Source organism: Erythrobacter sp., assembly GCF_011765465.1.
In the GTDB taxonomy this organism is placed as follows: domain Bacteria; phylum Pseudomonadota; class Alphaproteobacteria; order Sphingomonadales; family Sphingomonadaceae; genus Erythrobacter.
In genome coordinates this window covers 2,156,816-2,171,478 of record NZ_CP050265.1, presented here as the reverse complement: position 1 = coordinate 2,171,478, position 14,663 = coordinate 2,156,816, and the positions used below count along the sequence as shown (strand labels likewise).

General features: G+C 69.2%; 15 protein-coding genes and 1 tRNA gene. 10 read left to right on the top strand and 6 right to left on the bottom strand.

What is annotated here, in order from left to right:
• The first annotated feature begins 2 nt into the window (after positions 1 to 2).
• The 6 genes from G9473_RS10365 to G9473_RS10340 all read left to right on the top strand — a co-directional run bounded on the left by G9473_RS10365 (position 3) and on the right by G9473_RS10340 (position 6,893).
• Positions 3 to 725, top strand: a complete 723-nt coding sequence (locus G9473_RS10365) for a response regulator transcription factor (protein WP_291133091.1) — start codon at positions 3 to 5, stop codon at positions 723 to 725.
• On the top strand, positions 722 to 2,074 hold the full coding sequence (locus G9473_RS10360; RefSeq protein WP_291133090.1) for a HAMP domain-containing sensor histidine kinase: 1,353 nt from the start codon (positions 722 to 724) through the stop codon (positions 2,072 to 2,074). Before G9473_RS10365 ends, G9473_RS10360 begins: the two co-directional genes overlap by 4 nt.
• Positions 2,071 to 2,658 carry a hypothetical protein gene (locus G9473_RS10355; RefSeq protein ID WP_291133088.1) on the top strand — a complete coding sequence of 196 codons (588 nt, stop codon included), beginning with the start codon at positions 2,071 to 2,073 and terminating at the stop codon, positions 2,656 to 2,658. Before G9473_RS10360 ends, G9473_RS10355 begins: the two co-directional genes overlap by 4 nt.
• An 81-nt stretch (positions 2,659 to 2,739) precedes the next feature.
• Positions 2,740 to 5,682, top strand: a complete 2,943-nt coding sequence (locus G9473_RS10350) for a CHAT domain-containing tetratricopeptide repeat protein (RefSeq protein ID WP_291133085.1) — start codon at positions 2,740 to 2,742, stop codon at positions 5,680 to 5,682.
• A gap of 317 nt (positions 5,683 to 5,999) precedes the next feature.
• Positions 6,000 to 6,185 carry a hypothetical protein gene (locus G9473_RS10345; protein WP_291133083.1) on the top strand — a complete coding sequence of 62 codons (186 nt, stop codon included), beginning with the start codon at positions 6,000 to 6,002 and terminating at the stop codon, positions 6,183 to 6,185.
• Positions 6,186 to 6,395: 210 nt separating this feature from the next.
• On the top strand, positions 6,396 to 6,893 hold the full coding sequence (locus G9473_RS10340; protein ID WP_291133081.1) for a hypothetical protein: 498 nt from the start codon (positions 6,396 to 6,398) through the stop codon (positions 6,891 to 6,893).
• A 107-nt stretch (positions 6,894 to 7,000) separates the two neighbouring features.
• On the opposite strand, the gene G9473_RS10335 is transcribed toward G9473_RS10340, so the two are convergent.
• Positions 7,001 to 7,093: transfer RNA gene (locus G9473_RS10335), tRNA-Ser, on the bottom strand.
• Positions 7,094 to 7,407: 314 nt separating this feature from the next.
• Here G9473_RS10335 and G9473_RS10330 point away from each other — a divergent pair.
• From G9473_RS10330 to G9473_RS10315, 4 genes are all read left to right on the top strand, one after another.
• Positions 7,408 to 8,337, top strand: coding sequence for a DUF1134 domain-containing protein (locus tag G9473_RS10330; RefSeq protein WP_291133079.1), 930 nt, complete (start codon positions 7,408 to 7,410; stop codon positions 8,335 to 8,337).
• 73 nt (positions 8,338 to 8,410) lie between these two features.
• The gene (locus tag G9473_RS10325; protein WP_291133078.1) at positions 8,411 to 9,586 is read left to right on the top strand and encodes an aromatic amino acid transaminase; all 1,176 of its coding nucleotides are present in this window, start codon (positions 8,411 to 8,413) and stop codon (positions 9,584 to 9,586) included.
• Positions 9,587 to 9,821: 235 nt separating this feature from the next.
• The gene (locus G9473_RS10320) at positions 9,822 to 10,001 is read left to right on the top strand and encodes a hypothetical protein (protein ID WP_291133077.1); all 180 of its coding nucleotides are present in this window, start codon (positions 9,822 to 9,824) and stop codon (positions 9,999 to 10,001) included.
• Positions 10,002 to 10,018: 17 nt separating this feature from the next.
• Positions 10,019 to 10,435, top strand: a complete 417-nt coding sequence (locus G9473_RS10315; RefSeq protein WP_291133075.1) for a PilZ domain-containing protein — start codon at positions 10,019 to 10,021, stop codon at positions 10,433 to 10,435.
• Positions 10,436 to 10,450: 15 nt separating this feature from the next.
• Here the strand turns inward: G9473_RS10315 and G9473_RS10310 are convergent, their stop codons facing one another.
• From G9473_RS10310 to G9473_RS10290, 5 genes are all read right to left on the bottom strand, one after another.
• Positions 10,451 to 11,803: an MBL fold metallo-hydrolase gene (locus G9473_RS10310; protein WP_291133072.1), complete on the bottom strand. Its 1,353-nt coding sequence runs from the start codon at positions 11,801 to 11,803 to the stop codon at positions 10,451 to 10,453.
• 82 nt (positions 11,804 to 11,885) lie between these two features.
• Complete coding sequence (locus G9473_RS10305) at positions 11,886 to 12,512, bottom strand: riboflavin synthase (protein ID WP_291133070.1); 627 nt, start codon at positions 12,510 to 12,512, stop codon at positions 11,886 to 11,888.
• Between the two features lie 20 nt (positions 12,513 to 12,532).
• Entirely contained in the window at positions 12,533 to 13,492 is a 960-nt protein-coding gene (ribD, locus tag G9473_RS10300; protein ID WP_291133068.1) for a bifunctional diaminohydroxyphosphoribosylaminopyrimidine deaminase/5-amino-6-(5-phosphoribosylamino)uracil reductase RibD, read from the bottom strand.
• Between the two features lie 29 nt (positions 13,493 to 13,521).
• Positions 13,522 to 13,980: a hypothetical protein gene (locus G9473_RS10295; RefSeq protein WP_291133066.1), complete on the bottom strand. Its 459-nt coding sequence runs from the start codon at positions 13,978 to 13,980 to the stop codon at positions 13,522 to 13,524.
• 75 nt (positions 13,981 to 14,055) lie between these two features.
• Entirely contained in the window at positions 14,056 to 14,628 is a 573-nt protein-coding gene (locus G9473_RS10290) for a DUF4402 domain-containing protein (protein ID WP_291133064.1), read from the bottom strand.
• Positions 14,629 to 14,663 lie beyond the last annotated feature (35 nt).

Sequence of the window (14,663 nt, the reverse complement as noted above, 5' to 3'; positions counted from 1 at the left end):
GGATGGAACGACAGGCTCTTAGGATCCTCCACGTCGAGGACGACCCCAAGAGCGCCGCGGCGGTGGCGGAAATCCTCGCCGCGTCGGGCGACGTGCTGGTGTGGGAGGACAATGGCAGCGCGGCCCTGTTGCGCGCCGGGATGGAAGCCTTCGACGTCATCATTCTCGACCGGATGCTGGGCGACATCGACGGGCTCACCATCACGAAGCGCCTGCGCGAAAGCGGCATCGGCACGCCGATCCTGATCCTCTCCGCTCTCGGCCGCACCAGCGACCGCGCCGACGGGCTCGACACCGGCGCGGACGATTACCTCGCCAAGCCCTTCGAGCCGGAGGAACTGGTCGCCCGCCTGCGCGCGCTGCATCGCCGCTCGACCGGGCGCGAGCATTCGGCGGTGATCCTCTATGGCGCGTTCGAATGCCATGTGAAGGCGCGCACCGCGTTCCGCGACAACCGCCACATCGCCTTGAGCCCCAAGGAATTCGAATTGTTCCGCTATTTCATGGAGAACGCGGGCGAGATCGTGACTCGCGAAATGCTGCTGCGCGATGTCTGGAACATGGATTTCGACCCGCAGACCAATGTCGTCGACGTCAATATCGGCCGGCTGCGGCGCAAGCTCGAGGACGGTTTCGACCGCCCCGCGCTCGAGACGATCTGGGGTTCGGGCTACCGCCTGCTCGACGGGCGCGCGAAGCCGCAGAGCGGCGAACGCCGCCCATGAGCGAAGCGCGCCGGTCGATCTTCACCCGGCTGGTGGTCGCGGCGATGGCGCTGTCTCTGGCGCTGCTCGCTGCCCTATGGTGGTTTACCCACCAGACCGTCGCGGCAACGCTCGAAGCCGCCGCCGAGGCCGAAGTCGATGTCGATCTCGCCGGCCTCGTCGACATCTACGCGAGCGGCGGGCGCGAGGAACTGGCCGCGCGCATCGCCGATCGCATCGCGCTCACCCCGGCCGAAGGCAGCGCGCCGCATTACCTGCTCGCCGATGACAGCGGGCGCCGGATAGCGGGCGATCTTGCCGCCTGGCCCGACCTCGACGCTCGCGTTTCGGAAAGCGGGGTGATCGCGATCGGAGCCGGCTCGAAGGGCTATGCGCGCGCGGTTCAGCTTGGCCCCGACCTTCGCCTCGTCGTCGCGCGCACGGCCGACATCGACGCGCCGGTGCTTTCGGGCATCGCCTTTTCCTTTGCCGCCGGGGGCGCGGTTTTCGTGCTGCTGGTGGCGCTCGTCGGCCGCTTCGCCGCTGCCGGGCTGCAACGCCGGATCGGGCGGATCAACCGCGCCTTCCGCGAGCCGCATGGTGACCGGGACCTGCTCGCCGCGCGGCCCGGCGGGGGCGACGAGATCGACGAACTCGCCGCCCACAGCGCCGCCGCGCTGGCGCGGGTGGGGGACCTGATGGAAGCCTATCGCGACACTTCCGAACAGCTCGCGCACGAAATCCGCACGCCGCTCTCGCACCTCGACAACCGGCTGGTGAAAGCGCTCGAGGCACAGCCCGAACCGATCGTCGCCGAACGGCTGGTCGAGGCTCGGGGCGAGATCAGGAGGCTGGTGCAGACGCTCGAATCCCTGCTCGACATCGCCGCGAGCAAGGCCCGGCGGGGCGATCGCACCGGGCTTGGCCCGGTCGATCTCGGCGATATGGTCGGCGCGATCTGCGAGCTCTATGCCGGCAGCGCCGAGGAGGCGGGCATCGCACTCGAATGGCGGCTGGAACCGGGCGTCGTGATCGAGGGGGACGAACGGCAATTGAGCAGGCTGGTGACGAATATGCTCGACAACGCGCTCAAATACGTGCCCGAGGGGGGACGGATCGAAGTGACGCTCGATCCCGGGCCGGTGCTAGTGGTGGCCGATGACGGCCCGGGCATCGACCCTGCGGAAGCGGAGCGCATCTTCGAACGCTTCTATCGCGGCAAGCGGCGCGTGGGCGAGGCGCCGGGCAGCGGGCTCGGCCTTGCGCTCGCCCGCGCGATCGCGGAACGGCACGAACTCGACCTGACGCTGGATCCGCCGCGCGAGGGCGGGCCGACGGGTGCGGTTTTCCGCGTGGCGGAGCGGGCATGATCGGGGCGCGCCTCATCGCGGCGGGGCTGGCCGGGCTGGCGCTGGCGTCCTGCGCAACCGCGCCGGCAGACGTCGCGCCTCCGCCCGGTTCGCCCACCGCCGCGAGCGAGAGCCGCGCCGCGCGCCTCGCCCGCACGCTGCTGGCGGCCGAGCGCGCCGAGGCGGCGGACGACGGGCCCGCGCTGGCCGAGGCGGCCGAGCGGCTCGCGCGGATCGCTCCCGAAGCCGCGAGCGAGGCCGACGAGGCACGGCTCGCCCGCTGGCTCGAAGCGCTTCCCGAAGACGCCCCGCCGATGCGCGGGCGCGCGCTCGGTCCCGCCTACCGCTCGGGCACGCTGGACCCGGGGGCAAGTGCGACGCTCGAACAGACCTTCCTCGGCGGGCGCGCGGCGCAGATCGTCCTAAGGGTCGCAAAGGGGCCGGACCTGCGCCTCACCGTGCGCGACCAGGCCGACCGACAAGTGTGCGACGGGCGCGCGGATCCGGTCGAATGCCGCTGGACCCCGCTCTACACCCAGCGCCACCGGATCGAGATCGCCAATGATGGCCCCCGAGTGTCGAAATTTTACATCGTGTTCGACTGACGGGATCCTATCATCGCGGAAAACCCGCGGGAGTTTGCGAGGATGGACGGGGATGGAGCGAAGCGCGCAGGGCGGCGCGGCATGGGGCCGGCGTTGGCGCTCGCGCTGGCGTTAGCGTTGGCGGGGCCGCTGGCGGGGGCTGCGCCGCTCGCTGCGCTCGCGGCGCAGGAGAATGGGCGAGCAGCCTCCGAGGTGCCCGATCCCGAAGCAGAGGTCGCTCGCCTGATCGACCGGGCGACGCAGGTCTTCAACGCCACCACCCCCGATGCCGAAGGCGCGGCCGCGATCATCGCCGCGTGGGAGGACGTGCAACGGGCCGCGCGGCGGATCGACCCCGACCATCCCGCGATCGCGCGCGCCGCGATTCCCATCGCATCCCAGCTCTACAATCTCGGCCGCAACGATGCGGCGCGCGAGGCGGTCGAAGCCGGGCTTGCCGGGCTCGCGGCGGACGATCCCGATACGCTCGCGGTGCGCGCCGAGGGCGTGGCGCTGCTCGGCACGCTGCTCGCGCAGGCGGGCGAGGCGGATGCGGCGGTCGCGGCGCTGGAGGAGGGCTATCGCGACTACACGGCGAGTTTCAATGCGCTCGGCCCGGAGGAAATCGGGCGCAGCGAGGCGGTCTCCAAGAGCAATCTCGAATTCTCGCTCTCGCAGGTCATGCTGCAATTGAGCCGGATCGAGGAAGCGCTCGACTACCAGCGCGCGAGCCTCGCCACGCGCGAGCAATACCTCGGGCCGAACGATCCGGACACGATCGCTTCGGTCTATGGGCTAGCAGGCACCTTGCGCCGCGCTGGCAGGATGGAGGAGGCCGAGGCCGAGGCCCGCGTCGCGGTCGAGCGCGCGGTGGCCCATGTCGATCCTTCGCATCCGAGCTATGCCCGCGCGCTGGAAATGCTCGCGATCATCCTGTCGCGCAGCGGGCGCCCGATCGAGGCGACCGATTACCTTGTCCGATCGCTCGAGCTGAAGCGCGAGCACGAGGGCGCGGACAGCCTCTTCTTCGGCTACGGCATCCACCTGCTCGCCACGATCCTGCACCAGCGCGAACGCTATGCCGAGGCGGTCCCGCTGTTCGACGAGGCCGCGCCGATCTTTGCGAAATACCAGGGTGAGGGCAGCCCCTTCGGCCTCGGTTCGCAGGGCTATGCCGCGCAAGGGGCCTTCGCGCTCGGGCGGGGGGCGGAGGCGCTCGAACGGCTGCGCGCTCTCGATGCGCGAATGGCGGCGAGCGATGTCGACACCGAGATCGCCAAGCGCATCGGCCCCGACCTCGTGCGCGCGCTGGTGCGGGCGGGTGAGGTGGAGGAGGCCGCGCGGATCGCGGCGCGCGACCGGGCGCGGCTGATCGAGACCGAGGACACAGGCGCCTTCGCACTGCGCCACGCCGTGCTGGTCGATGCCTATGCGAAGGCCGCGCTGGCGGGTGATCCGGGCGGCGCGGCGGCGGATGCGCGCGCCATGCTCTATTTCCTCGAAGCCGGACGGGTGCGCGCTTCGGGCGCGTGGCAGGCCGAAGAGCGCGCGGCGCTCGATCTCATCATGGAGATCGCGCTCGCCGCGAACGAGCCCGACATCTTGGCGCAGGCAATCGCGCTCGCGACCGGCTCGGGCATCGCGCAGGCGAGCGCCCTGCGGGCCGAGCGGCTGGCGGCGCGCGACGGCGACATCGCAGCCGCGCTCAAGGCGCTGCAGGAGGCCGAGGCCGCGCTCGAAGCGGCCGACCGTGCCCTGCTGCGGGCATTGGCGGCGGGGAGCGGGATCGCGGCGGCGCGCGCGCGGCTGGGCGAGGCGGTGCGGGTGCGGGACGAGGCTTTCGCGGCGCTCAAGGGGCGGGACGCGGCGCTCGGCCGACTGCTCGAAGCGGATCGCGTGACTATCCCTGCGATCCGGGCGCGGCTGGGCGAGGGCGAAGCGCTGCTCGCGATCGCGCCGGCCTATGACGGGGCCTATTCGCTGCTGGTGACGCCCGGCGAGGTGCTGATGAACCGCATCGCCCTGCCGCGCGCCGAGCTGGTCGCGGTCGCGGCGGCGGTGCGCGACGGGGCAGCCGCAGGGCAATTCGACGCGGCCGTGTCCGCGCGTCTGGCCGAGGCGCTTCTGCCTGCCGGCGAGCGCGCGGCTCTGGCCGAGGCCGATACGCTGCGCATCCTTGCCGGAGGTCCGCTCGCATCGTTGCCTTTCGGTGTGCTGGTGCTGGACAACGGGCCCGCGCCCGCCTTCCTCGCCGACCGCTTCGCGCTTGCGAACGTGGCTTCGTTCGACCGGCCAGCGGCGGTTCCCGAGCGCCGCGCGAGCGGCTTCGTCGCCTTCGCCGCGCCGACTCCGTTCGGACGCTTGGAGGATGGACAGGGCAGGCAGGACGCGGTGCTTGCCCCGGCCGCCTATTTCGCCCGCTCGGGCGCGGATTTCGCGCGGCTCGCCGCGCTCCCGCCGCTGCCCGGCTCGGAACGCGAGGCGCGCATGATCGCGCGCGAATACGAGGGCGGGGAAACGCGCCTGTTCCTGGGCAATGAAGCGAGCGAGGCACGCCTCGCCGATCCGGCGGTGTCGCAGGCGCGGATCCTGCTATTCGCGACCCACGGGCTCGTCGGCGGCGAGCTCGAAGGTATCGCCGAGCCGGCCCTGGTCCTCGCGCGTGGCGGCGGCGGCGGCGGCGAGAGCGGCGCGGCGCGCGACGGCCTGCTGACTGCGAGCGAGATCGCCCGGCTCGATCTTGCCGCAGACTGGGTTCTGCTGACCGCCTGCGACAGTGCGGCCGGGTTCGAGGGCGGGGCGACGGCCTTCTCCGGCCTCGTCGCCGCGTTCCGCTTCGCCGGCGGGGGAAGCCTGCTTGCGACCCACTGGAAGGTGCGCGACGATGTCGCCGCTTATGTCGCGGTCCACACCCTGCGGCGCTACCGCGAACACGGCGACAAGCCGCGAGCCCTTGCCGAAGCGATCGCCAGCCTGCGCGGCGAAAGCGGCCTTCCCGGCGCCGACCGTCCCGAGGCGTGGGGCCCCTTCGTGCTGATCGACTGACGCGGGCAAACCCAAGGTCTCGATGATCCGGACCGAATAGCCGAAGCAAGGCCGCTCATGGTCGCAACACCTGCCCAGAACAGCGCCACGAGGCCCGAACCCGAAAGGCCGAGCAAGGATGCGGCGAGCGCGAGCGCGAGCATTGCGGGCGTTCCCCAAACGGCGCCCTGCCAGGCATCGGCCATGCGCGGTGCCGGCTTCCCGTTCGCTTTGCGCCTTGCGAAATAGATGCTCAGCCCCGAGGCCACGACGAGGCACAGGGAAAGCCTGAAGACCAGATAGGCGAATTTCAACGGAAGGCCGCCCCAATTGCCGAAATGCAGGACGCCGTCGCCCTCGCGAGAGAGGAGATTACCGCTTTCCTCGGGCCGGAAGGCGCCGTTGTGACCTGCGGCGCGACCGCAATGGGCGAGGCCGTGGAGAAGACCCTGGCCAAGGCCCCCTGCTCGCAATGGGTCGAAGAGGCTCGCTCGTCGCAGCGCTGGCGGGCTGCCCTCTCCTGATTGCGGCTTGGCCGAAGGTTCCGATCATGGCAGCGCCATTGCGAGCCGCAGCATCGGACCCGCCGCGCAGGTGCGGTCAATTCGCCAGGGCAATCCGCGCGCTATGGGGCGAGCGTGTGTTGCGCACCGGCAGGGCTTCGCATTAGGCTGTCCGGCAAGGGCCAGATGGCTTCCGGTTGGACCTCCGCAAGGCAAGGCCAGAGCGAAGAGATGTCGAAAACGCATTCCAATGCCATCGTCCTGCTGCTGGCAATCGCGACCGCCATTCTTGCATTCATCGCCTGGGAGCCCGGCGGCGAGCCTCCGGAACGTGGCTTGTCCGAAGGCGACGCGCAGCACGTCTCGAACGATCCGCGCGAGGCCGTGCCCTTGAATGCCGAACAGATGCAATTCGCCCTTGGACAGATGCGCGGTTTTCTGGAAACGATCGAAACTCTCGATGAGGCCGAGTTGCGAGGAGATATCGGTGCGATGGCCCGCGCGGCAGGGGCGCATGGGCCGGGTAAAAGCCAACCTCCGGAAGGGTTTCGGGACCGATTGCCCGGAACTTTTCGCGCGATGAGCCGGACGACACGAACATCTTTCGCGGCGATGGAGGAGCACCTGTCCGAAGGCGATCTCGACCAGTACAGGGCGGAACGGCTGAAAGCCTTGGGAACCTGCAATACCTGCCACGCTTCCTTTCGGTTCGTTGTCGTCCCTGATTGAACGATAGGGCAGCCCGGAAGGATGCCTCTCGTGACGAGCATCGAGGCGCCCCGACGGCTGAAGGCGATGAACCAGAAGAAATGCCGGTATCACACGACAGGATGCGTTGGCGGAGACGGAGGGATTCGAACCCTCGATACCGCTATAAACGGTATGGTCCCTTAGCAGGGGACTGGTTTCAGCCACTCACCCACGTCTCCGCGACGCAATCTCGGCTGCGAGCCGCGCGCTATAGTCGGGCTGGCGTTCCGCTTCAAGGTCGCATCTGCGCTTCGCTCGGTTCGCTGTCGCAGGAGGGCGGGAGCGCAGCAGACGCGCGGCGCAGCGTCGGGAAATCGGCGCGCGCGGTTCGCCGGGCGTTCAGGCGCGATGCGATAGCCGATTCGCCTCGTCGCGTTTTCGATTCGCTTGACCGCCCTTCGATTGCCGCCTCGCGAGGGAATGGCGGACAAGCCGCGGTCGGGAAGGGCGCGCGGCGTCACGCAAAGCAAGGCTCAAGATGGAGGGCTGCACCATGACTGGACCCATTGTGACCGCTCGTCGAGCATTCGCCCCGGCGCTGCATTACCCCTCCGCATTGCGTGCCCGGTTCGCCCTGCTCTGTGCCCTGCTGTCTGCCCTTGTCCTTGCCGGGCTCGCGGCTCCGCTCGCGGCGCAGGACACGCTCGAAAGCTTCGATCCCGACGATGCCTATTCCGCCCCGGCCGAGCCTGCGGGAAGCGGGGCGATCGACGCCGATCTTGCCCAACCCCCATCCGAGCCTCGACCGGTGCCCGATGGGCCGACCGAGGTGGAGACATCGCGCGCGCCCGGTTTCGACGACGAATTCGCCGAATACGCCGACGAAGGCACCGCGCAGGGCGTGCCGGCCGAGGATCTGCCCGACTGGGTCCGCGATCCCGTCCCGGCCGAGACAGGCGATGTCGCCGCGGCCGAGCCCGGCGCAGCGGCCGCCACCAGCGACACTTACGGCGAGGACGACCTTATCGGCGCGGCCGAGGGTGTCTTCGGCAAGGGCGCGGAAGGGCTCGCCGGGCTGATCGAGGATCTGCTCAGGAAACAGGGCGAGCCCAACGGCTATATCGTCGGGCGCGAAGCGGGCGGCGCCTTCATCGTCGGCGCGCGCTACGGATCGGGCACGCTGCATCACAAGGTCGAAGGCACGCGCAAGGTCTACTGGACCGGCCCCTCGATCGGGTTCGACGCGGGCGCCAATGCGGGCAACACCTTCGTCCTCGTCTACAACCTGTTCGACACCGAAGACCTTTTCGAACGCTTCCCCGCGGGCGAGGGGCAAGCCTATTTCGTCGGCGGTCTGACCGCGAGTTACCTGCGCAAGGGCGACATCGTGCTGATCCCGATCCGGGTCGGTGCGGGGCTCAGGCTCGGCGTCAATGCGGGCTACATGAAGTTCTCCAAGAAGCAGCGCTGGCTGCCCTTCTGAACGGAGCGAAACCGCGCGAAACACGCGATTCGCGGTTGCAGCGCGCCGCTGCGCGCGGCAGGACAGCCGCGCCATGCTCGACCGACTCGAACCCCAATCGCCCGACGCGCTGCTCGCGCTGATCAAGCTCCATGCCGCAGACCCGCGCGGCGACAAGATCGACCTCGGCGTCGGCGTCTATCGCACAGAGGACGGCGCGACCCCGGTCTTCGCCGCGATCAAGGCGGCCGAACGGCAACTGGTCGAGGAGCAGGACAGCAAGTCCTATCTCGGGCCTGAAGGCGACATGGGCTTCGTCAACGCCCTGATGCCGTGGATCTTCGGCGAAGACGCCACGATGGGCGGGCGGATCGCCGGGATGCAGACGCCAGGCGGGACGGGCGCGGTGCGCCTCGCCGCGGCGCTCGCACAAAAGGCCGGGATGACGCGGCTCCACATGGGCGTGCCGAGCTGGCCCAACCACGCTCAGATCCTCGGCGATCTCGGCCTCGAACTCGCCCCCTTCGATCATGCCCGCGAAGAGGGGACCGCCGATCTCGACGCCGTGCTGGGCGCGATCCGGGGTGCGGGCGCGGACGAAGGCGTGCTGCTGCACGGCTGCTGCCACAATCCGACGGGCATCGACTACTCGCGCGAGGAGTGGGAAGCGATTGCCGAGGCGTTCGAGAGTTCAGGTGCCTTCCCGATCATCGACACGGCCTACCAGGGGCTCGGACGCGGGCTGGACGAGGACGCGGCGGGCCTGCGCACGGTTCTTGCGCGCGTGCCGGAGGCGTTTATCGCCTATAGCTGCGACAAGAACTTCGGGATGTATCGCGACCGGGTCGGGGCGTTCTACATCCTTTCGGACGGCAAGGGGACGCTCGATACCGCCTTCTCCAATGCCAATGCGCTTGCACGGGCGAGCTGGTCCATGCCGCCCGATCACGGCGCGGCGGCGGTGCGGCTGATCCTGCGCGACACCGAACTCACGCAGATGTGGCAGGACGAACTCGATGCGATGCGCGCGCGGATGCGGCAGGTGCGCGACCGGCTTGCCGCGGCCGGCATGGCGGGCAGCGTCGACCTTGCCCCGCTGGGCGCGCAGAACGGGCTGTTCTCGATGCTGCCGGTGACGAAGGAACAGGTCGCCCGCCTGCGGGAGGATCACGCGATCTACATGGCGGGGTCGGGCCGCATCAACGTCGCCGGGCTGACCATGGGCAATATCGACCGCTTCGTCGAGGCAATCGCCGCCGTCACCGGCTAGGGACGGCGGTTTCGCAATCCTTTTCAGTCATATTTGCCGGCGACCGCTGCGGCCGCCGGTCCCATTCCACAACGGTGGGAGCGTTCCCCGCCGAGCGGCTTGGCGCATTTATACAAGCCTTTGATTTCCCATCGTAAACACGGAATTAACGGCTTGTGAACGTTCTCAAGCCTAGGTTTGGGACAGGAAGAATACCGGCCGGGTCGCACCGCAAATGTTCACGGGGAGAGACGACATGGCCACCAATCCGACCGATTGCGACGAGCCCGACAGCGACCGCCGCAAGGGCGACCGCCGCAAGGCCCAATTACCCTTCGATGGCCCCGATCGCCGCAAGGGCGAACGCCGCTCGGGCACCGACCGCCGCAAGTACGAACGTCGCTCGGGCTTCGAACGCCGCGCGGATCGGGATTGAGAAGGCATCGAGCGCAGATGGGCATCAACGAAGACCTGACGCAGGCCGAGCGGCGCGCCGCGCGCCGGCGTCACATCAACATGGCCGCCGTGCTGAAAGGGACCGACGGGAGCGAGTATCACGGGACCTTGTGCAATATTTCCGAAACCGGCTGCCTGTTCCGCTGCGACGGCGCGGGGCGGCTGACGCCGGGAAGGCATTACAGCCTGCGGATCGAAGGGATCGAGATGCAGGTCGTGTGCGCGGCATGGTCGGAGGACGGTCTTGCCGGGCTCGAACTGGCCGAACCGCTCCATGCGACGGTGGTCGAAAAGCTCGTGCGCGCCTCGCTGCTGGCCCTCGCGGCGAATGCCCGCGCCGACCGGCAAGGCAGGCGCGAGAGGCTCGACGATCTCCCGCCGCTCTCGCGCGGGCGGCGCGGGACGCTGCTTTAGGCGCAACGCACTGCGCTAGCCGTGGGCCTGTGCCCACGCGCCCATCGAGCCGAGATAGATGTCGAGCCTGGCGAACCCGCGAGAGGCGAGCCAGCCGGCCGCCACCGTCGCGCGCATCCCGCTCGCGCACATCAGCGTGTAGTGGCGATCGGGATCGAGGTCGCGCCAGCCCTCGTTGAGCTGGCCGACATAGAGGTGCTCCGATCCCGAGATCGCCCCGCTCGCCCGTTCGTCCGCGTCGCGCACGTCGAGCAGGGTCCAGTCGTCGCGGGCCTCGCCCAGCCGATGCTCGACCGTTTCGGTCTGGACCATCGGGATGGTGCGCATATCCGCGCCGCTCGCAGCGGCAGGGACCACGCCGACATGGCCGCCCGCGATCCGGTCGAACCCGATCCGCACGAGATGCTCCATCGCCGCGGCCAGCTGCGCTGCGTCCGAGGCGACGAGGCCGATATGCTCCTCTTCGCCCATGAACCAGCCGGCGAAGGCGCTGATCATGCCGGTCGGAAGGCTCATCGCCCCGGCGAGATGACCCGAGGCGAAGGCGAGCGGGTCGCGCACGTCGACAATGTGGTCGCACCCCGCTTCGCGCAGTTCGCCGAGCGAGAGGACTTTCGGCCGCAGCACGCGCGGCGGCGCCTCGGCCCCGTCCATGTTGAGCCGCTCCATCGTGCGGAAATAGGGCGGCTGGTAATGGTGCTCCTCGATCTTGAAGGCGATGAAATCGTCGCGGCTTTCGAACTGCAGGCGCGGGTTGTTGCGGCGTTCGTGGCCGATGGTCGAGAATTCGCGCTCGGCCATGCCCGAACCGCAGACCGAGCCTGCGCCGTGTGCCGGATAGACGATTGCCTGGTCGCCCAGGGCGAGCAGCTTCTGCAGCGAATCGTAAAGCAGCCCCGCGACCTCGCGCTTGCGGTCGGGATAGAAGTCGGTCCGCCCGACATCGCCGATGAACAGCGCGTCACCCGTGAAGACGCCGACCGCGCCATCGGGATAGGCGCTGTCGTGGAGGGCATAGGCGAGATGGTCGTCGGTGTGGCCCGGCGTTTCGATCACCTCGATCCGCAGCTGGCCGATCTCGACGATCTCGCCCTCTCGCGCGGTCTCGGCGAAGACCACGGGCCGTTCGGGATTGGGGCCGTGAAGCACTTTCGCCCCGGTCATGGCGGCAAGGATCGGCGAGCCCGAGACGAGATCCTCGTTGCGATGGGTTTCGAGGATATGGGTGATCTCCAGCCCGGCCGCGCGCGCCTTTTCGAGATAGATTTCGCAATCGCGGCGCGGGTCGATCACCGCCGCCTTCCCGCCCGCGCCGACGAGATAGGACAGGTGCGACAGGCCCGGTGTCTTGATGGTTTCGAGGATCATGGCGGCTCTCCCGTTTCGTTGCTTGTTCCCGCAACGGGAGCTGCCCGCCTCGTGTTCCTGAGTGCCGCGGGTTCGGGCCGTTTTACCGCGAGCTGGCGGCGAGCCCCTGCATCCGTTTGAGGTAGCGCGCCAGCACGTCGATCTCGAGATTGACGCGCGCGCCTTCCTCGAGGCTGCCGAGCGTCGTCACCTCGGCGGTGTGGGGGATGATGTTGAGCGCGAAATCGCAGGTTCCGTCGGACAGGTCGCGGACATCGTTCACGGTCAGCGAGACGCCGTCGACCGTGATCGAGCCCTTGGCCGCGATGAAGGGCGCCATCTCGGCCCGCGCGCGGATCGCGACCAGCCACGAATCGCCCTTCTTCTGGAAAGTCCGCACCTCGCCCACCGAATCGACATGGCCGGTCACGATATGCCCGCCCAGTTCGTCGCCCAGCCGCAGCGAAGGTTCGAGATTGAGCCGGCGGCCCGTTTCCCACATCCCCGGCACGGTCCGCGAGACGGTTTCGCCCGAAACATCGACATCGAACCACGCATCGCCTTTCGCCCCGCCGCGCGCGACGACGGTGAGGCACACGCCCGAACAGGCGATCGAAGCGCCGATGTCGATCCGTTCGGGATCGAGCGGGGCGGCGATGCGCACGCGCAGGTCGCCGCGCTGCTCGCTGCTTTCGATCGTGCCGATGGCGGTGACGATGCCGGTGAACATGGGGGCGGGGCTCTCCTTGGCTAGCGGATGCGCTGATAGGCGGTGAACCGGTCGCTGCCAAGCTCGCAGGCCGCGACCTGCCGCCAGCGGCCATGAGCCTCGTCCAGACTGCCGAGCCCGATGCCTTCCACCGCGCGCAGCCCGTCGCCGATCACGATGGGCGCGCGGTAGAGGTGGATTTCGTCGACGAGATCGGCGGAGAGGAAGGCCGAAGCCGCCCCCGCGCCGCCTTCGACATAGACCGACAGCACCCCTTCGAGGTCGGTAATGCGGGCGGGTTCGTTGATGACCGTGACGCCGTCGGGCTTTACCCCGCGAGTAAGGACGAGGCGCTGCGGGCTCCTGTCCTCCAGTCCGGGCAGGCGCACGTCGAGGCGCGGGCGGTCGGCCCGCCACGTGCCCCCGCCGACGAGGATCGCGTCGTGCCGCGCGCGCATCGCGTGGACATGGGCGCGCGCCGCTTCGCCGGTGATCCACCGGCTCGTCCCGTCGGCAAGCGCGATGCAGCCGTCGAGCGACATCGCGAGCTTGAGAGTGACGCGCGGTCGGTTTTCGCGGCGAAGGGTGAGGTAGTCGGCAAGGCTTGCGGCCGATGCGGTATCGTCCAGAACGGTGACTGCAATCCCTGCGCGCTCCAGCCGGGCGATGCCTTCGCCCGAGGTGCGCGGGTCGGGGTCGCGCTGGCCGATGACGACGCGCGCCGGGCGGGCATCGGCGACAACGTCGCAGCAGGCAGGGCCGCGCGGCGAGGCATGGGCGCAGGGTTCGAGCGTCACGTAAAGCGCCGCGCCCTCGGCGCCGCCCCCCGCGAAACCGGCGAGCGCGACCGCCTCGGCGTGGGGGCGCCCGCCTTCACGGGTCCATCCGCGGGCGAGGACGCGGGTGTCCTTGCCTTCGCCCGAAACAAGCAGCGAGCCGACGCCCGGATTGGGTCGGCACAGCGGACGGGCGCGCATGGCGAGCCGCGCGGCAGCCGCCATCCACGCGGCATCGTCCGGTGGCTGCGCGCCTATCGTGCGGTTCCTTCGGCTCGTTTCGCTTTGGCGGGCTCGGCGTCCCCGCCCCGCGCATTCTCGGCGGCACGCTCGGCCTCGGCCTGGCGTTCGATCTCGTCGACATCCATGCCCGTCGCCCGCCCCAGCGCCTTGTAGAGTTCGCGCTTGCGCTCGGCGATTTCCTCTTCGCGCGCCGCGCGCAGGTCCTTGATTTCCTGGTTTTCGAGGTTCGAGGCCATGATCTCCTCGTCGCTCCGGTCGGGATCGAGAGTGGTGATGTAGGTGATCGAGGGCCGCGCGGGTTCCTTGTAATGGACCTCGGAAGAAAGCCAGACGAAGATCACGACCAGCGGCAGGCAGGACAGCGCGAGGATCGGCCAGCGATAGGGATTGGGCTTGGTGAATTCGTGCCAGAAATCCACCGCGCCAGCCTTGGGGTTGAAGCGCGAATTGGAGAGCATTCGGGAGAACATGGCCGCAATATAGGGGCTTGTCGCAGGACGCGCCAGTTTCCTTGCGCCCTTGGGCGCGCCAATTCATTCTCGCGCCTAGAGATAGGTGACGCTGATCGGAACCCGCGCGCGCAGGTCGCCGCCGGCGCGTTCCTCCCCGCTGACTACCAGCGTCGCGGAGAAGGAGAACTCGAGCCGCCCGTTCTCGTCGAGCATCGGCATGGCGGGAAGCGAGGTCACGAAATCGCGTAGCCGCGCCCGCCCGCCGAGCAGGCCGCCCATTTCGATCTCGAAGGGCAGTGCGACATTGATCGGCTCCAAGGGAGCGCCGCTGACGATCGCGCGGCCCGTGACGGGCATCCCGCCGAGATCGTCGACATCGCCGAACAGGCGCTTTTCGCCCGTGTCGAGGTCGAGCAAGACGCGGCCCTCGCCCCGGCCGATGATGACGACACGGCCGAAATCAATGTCCGAATCGATCTCGATCGACAGACGCTGGCAATTGCGGTTCCGGTTGCCCCGGCCATTGCCGTTCTGGTTGCCCTTGCCCCGGCAGCCGGGCGGCAGGTCGCACTGCGGGCACGCGCCCTGGGCCAGCACCGGCGGCGCGGTGGCAGGCAGGGCAAGCCCGCAAAGGGCCGCGATGAGCAGGGAAAACCGTGCCAACATGGCCGCTGTCCTAGCGCCCCATGGTTAACGGGTTT